Raw genomic sequence first — 3902 nt, 5'->3', positions numbered from 1 at the left:
ATCGAATCCACCTTCGCCACCGTCCGTCACAGGACCAAGGTCACCCGCGGGCCCGGGAGCAAGGCCGCCGGTCTGGCGATGGCGTTCAAGTTCATCGAAGCCGCCCAACGACGGTGGCGAGCGGTCAACGCCCCGCACCTGGTCGCCCTCGTCCGCGCCGGCGCCACGTTCATCAACGGCGTCCTGGTCGAACGGCCCGACACCCCAGCCCACCAACCAGACTCAGCGGCAGCTGAGCCCGCCGCCGCCCGAGCCGCCTAAACAATCTTGATCCACAGGTCTTGACCATTGCTCGAGTTGGACTGCTCGGATGATGTAGCCGGGTGCTGTCGCGCCCTACACAGAGGACGGTGCCTATTCCTTACCTAGGGGCAATATAGATTTGTGGGTCTGCCACGTCACCGATAACTCCCGATACGTCAGGGCGCCCCCTTGCCGGACTGGTCCATCTTCAACACTACTGCGTGGCGCGATCGCTCTCCAAGCCACCCACCCCCCGACGGTCAGCGACGGACGATACCGAGCCCGTCCAGGAGGCGGACGGTACTGGCATCATCCCGGTACTGGTGGAAGCGTAGCCTCGCCCGCCTGCGCTCCTCGACAGCCGAGTCGCGTCCCTCTACCACGTCCTGCACGGCCGTGAGAAGCCCTTCTATGTTGGTGGCGAAGGGGCCTGGCACCCACTCCTCGTACGGCTCGAGGTTCAACCCGCGCACGGACCGGTAGTCCGCCACGTCAGGGAAGGCGAAAATTAGGGGCCTGTCGAGCAGCAGGTAGTCTAGCCAAATTGAGGACATGTCGGTGATCAGCGCGTCAAAGGCCGACAGCACCGGGTACAGCGTCAGGCCCTGGCGCTCGAGGTCGCCGGCCCGCAGCACACGAATTGCGCGGAAGTCGCCTGCAAAGGTGGTCGTGTCGCTCGGATGAACCTTGACGACCACGCGCGCGCCGTGCTGGTCCAGCCAGGCGTCGAGGCTGCGCAAGTCCCGTTCAGGAAACGGCCCCTCCGTCAGGCCGCCGGCGCTGCCGGAGCGCCGGTCAGGTGCGGCACGCCGAAAGCTCGGCATCCACAGCAGCGTCGCGCGGTCGGCGTCGTCGCCCAGCAGCCTTTCTCGCATCGCCGTGCGGTCAGCTCGCAGCATGCGGTCGTTTCGCGGTGCCCCGACGATCGGCACCTGTAGCGGGTGCATGCCGAATTCCGCCGCCCGGTAGGCACGACCGACCGTCGAGCAGACAGGCGCGTAGCTGCTGTGCACGCCGCCACGGCCGCGGAAGCGGGCAGTCATCTTGGTAGGAGGCTCCCCGTGCCACAAAGACACGACGACCTGTGCGACAGGGGGCCGGTGGTCGCCGTACAGCCGATCAGACTTCACCACATAGCGAGCGGTGAGGAAGGCCAGAACCCCGCGCACTGAGCGCCTCGGCAGGATGGCGACCTGGCCCGTGGTCAGCGACCGCAACAGCGGGCCACGCCGCGGGTTCTCGAGCAGGAACGTCGCGACCCAACCCCGGGCGGCGCACTCCTCGGCCACGGCGATCAGGCCATCCTCGATGTCGTGGGGGCTGTGCAGCACCACCCGTCTCGGATCCTTTGGCAGCAGGCGGGTCGCGGACGCAACTGCGACGTCTACCAGTCGCCGGGCACCGCGACGGCCGTGTGGCACGCGCCATCTACTGCTGACGGGTAGCAACGACACACCCGGTGCAGCGCCCGTCACAGATCGGCCATTTCAGCTGCCGGTGGCGCCGTCGCCCGAAAGCGGAACAGGACGATCACCTCGTGCTCCTCTTGATGGTCCCAGCTAAGGCATTGCTGCATGAGCATAACGGCGTGAGCCTCAACGCCGGCAGGCTATGAGGACGGACCGCGTCTCCGGGTAGGTGCGAACGCCCTCTCTGACAGACGTCCAAGCACTACGGCAGCCTCGCCGCCATCAACTCTTAGATCCATGCAACGCGAAGCCTCAGTACGGACACCTGAACCTCGGTCCAGGCCGTCGATCTTAGTCGTCTCGGTCGACCCCTTGAACCCGAGGCCGCTGACTCATCTTAATTGCTTGGTCTGCGCTTGGTGAGCCAACCAAGATCAACGGTGGATCCAGGCTGAACTGACCCCAGCACGAAACAGTTCAGCGACGAACGCGATCAAGGTGACGGCGACGCCGGAGTCGGTGTCGAGCCAGCGATGCGAAACGCTCGAGAGCCGGGTCTTGACGTCGGTCCGCTCGAGGTCTGTCCCTTTGTGGCCACGCGGCAGCGTTGGTAGATCGTCGACGGTAGAGGCGGTGTCGGGTCACGCGAGGCAGGTGCCGGTGAGTTGCGTGGCGCGGGTCGTGCTGCGCAGCGTTGGCTGCGCGCCGGTGGACGGGGTCAGGTCCCGGTCATCGAAGATGGTAGTGGTGCCTGGGTGCTCGATCCGGTGTGCGGCGTGCGGCTGGATCGGCATCTGCTCGGCGGCTCGTGACCGAGCGCGCGTCGGTGCGGGCTCCGAAGGTGCGGAATGGTGCAGTGAATCGCTTGGTCCCACGAGGGTGACCAAGCGTTGCACACATCAGCTGCTTCTGGTGATTGTCAGCTGACATCCGTGGTGCGCGGCCATCGCAGTGGCTCTGAAGCCCGCTGAGGGCCCGATCCTGCGTCACGCTCGTCGACGCACCAGGATGATCATCGTTGAGGAGGTGACCAGCGAGCACCCCACCCCGGTCATTGGACGGAGATGTGCACGTGATCCTGGTGGAGGTAGGTCGGGTTGACGCTCCCCTGCGGGCAGGTGGACCGGCAGTAGGTCCGCCAGCCGCTGCGCGGGGTCCAGATGCGGTTGTCCCAGATGACGTACTTGACGCCCAGGGTCGTGGCATTGCGGGTCATGTACGTCGCGATGTCGTCCCCGAGTCGTTGCTGGACACCTGCGGCGTTCTGACCGTTCGTGGTGACCATCACGTCGATCGCCTTCCCCTTCGGGTGGTCACTGTCGGGCACGGAACCCGCGGCCCGCCATCCACCGATGACCGACACGCAGGGAGCAGGGTGGTCAGTGGCGCACCCCCACCGCTCAAAGGAGATTTCCTTCAGCCGTGCTGCCCGCGGGACCAACTGGCCGACCGCCGTCACCGCGGTCTGTGAGTCCTGCAGCGCGCCGGGTTCGGACTCCTGCTCCGCGCCGGACCCGGCCTGTGCAGCTGGCGAAGGCGCGGCCTCGGTGCTGCCGGTTCCGCCGACGCAGGTCGGCAGCCAGGCAGCGGCAGTCGAGTTGACCACCCGCTCGGAGATGTAACCGCCCGTGCTCAGCGCGAACCAACGCCGACCATCGCCGAGCGCGTAGCAGTTCGCCGTGAGCGCAGTGCCCGCCTGAGCCGTTCGGAGGACGGGGTAACCCAGTCCAGGACCGGACCGGATGTTGGCGCTCGGGATCCCTGCGGGTGCGCCCGTCGCGGTGGGTGCGGCAGCGGCAGCACCGGCACCAGGCACCTGGAGCCCGCCGACGATCGCAGCGGTCAGGAGCGTGACTGCGACCGTGGTCCTCGGCATCCTGCGGGATCGACCGCTCGTTCCGACGGGAGAACTGGTGCCGCGACCATGGACGTACCCCGTCTCCGGTACCGCGCTGATGAGCGTGCCCCGAAACATGGTAGTGCCCTGCGTCACATCCCGATCGAGGCGGTCCTTCCGGAAGCGCGGCGACGGTCCACCGAGGCCGGGCAACCCGGAGGGGCTGACCGGAACCAGCTGCCTCGTGCACCAGGCATGCTGCCTCGTGCACCAGGCATGCGGGGCGCCCGGGCCGGGCTGAGGTGACTTATTGATCCCGGACTAGGGCGTGTCTCCCGGATCTTGGGTGTCAGGTGGTCGAAGGTGGGTTCATGACGCGGACTGGTGTGCTCTCGGATGATGTGTGGGCGCGA

The 3902-nt window shown here is 66.9% G+C and carries 3 protein-coding genes and 1 pseudogene; 1 reads left to right on the top strand and 3 read right to left on the bottom strand.

Annotated elements, in window-relative coordinates:
- Nucleotides 1–261: pseudogene (locus tag BLW04_RS24875) on the top strand (IS256 family transposase); the annotation flags it as partial.
- A gap of 242 nt (nucleotides 262–503) precedes the next feature.
- On the opposite strand, the gene BLW04_RS24870 reads toward BLW04_RS24875, so the two are convergent.
- From BLW04_RS24870 to BLW04_RS26365, 3 genes are all read right to left on the bottom strand, one after another.
- Nucleotides 504–1664, bottom strand: a complete 1161-nt coding sequence (locus BLW04_RS24870) for a CDP-glycerol glycerophosphotransferase family protein (protein WP_256375512.1) — start codon at nucleotides 1662–1664, stop codon at nucleotides 504–506.
- Nucleotides 1665–2293: 629 nt separating this feature from the next.
- Nucleotides 2294–2446 (bottom strand): hypothetical protein, encoded by a 153-nt coding sequence (locus BLW04_RS27205; protein ID WP_175484290.1) that lies wholly within the window; start codon nucleotides 2444–2446, stop codon nucleotides 2294–2296.
- 257 nt (nucleotides 2447–2703) lie between these two features.
- A complete protein-coding gene (locus BLW04_RS26365) occupies nucleotides 2704–3015 on the bottom strand; it encodes a VldE C-terminal domain-containing protein (RefSeq protein WP_139307033.1) in 312 nt (103 codons plus the stop codon).
- Nucleotides 3016–3902 lie beyond the last annotated feature (887 nt).

This window comes from Modestobacter sp. DSM 44400 (assembly GCF_900107175.1).
Taxonomy (GTDB): Bacteria; Actinomycetota; Actinomycetes; order Mycobacteriales; family Geodermatophilaceae; genus Modestobacter.
The sequence above is the reverse complement of the archived record's forward strand: the minus strand, read 5'-3'. Positions and strand labels throughout refer to the sequence as shown.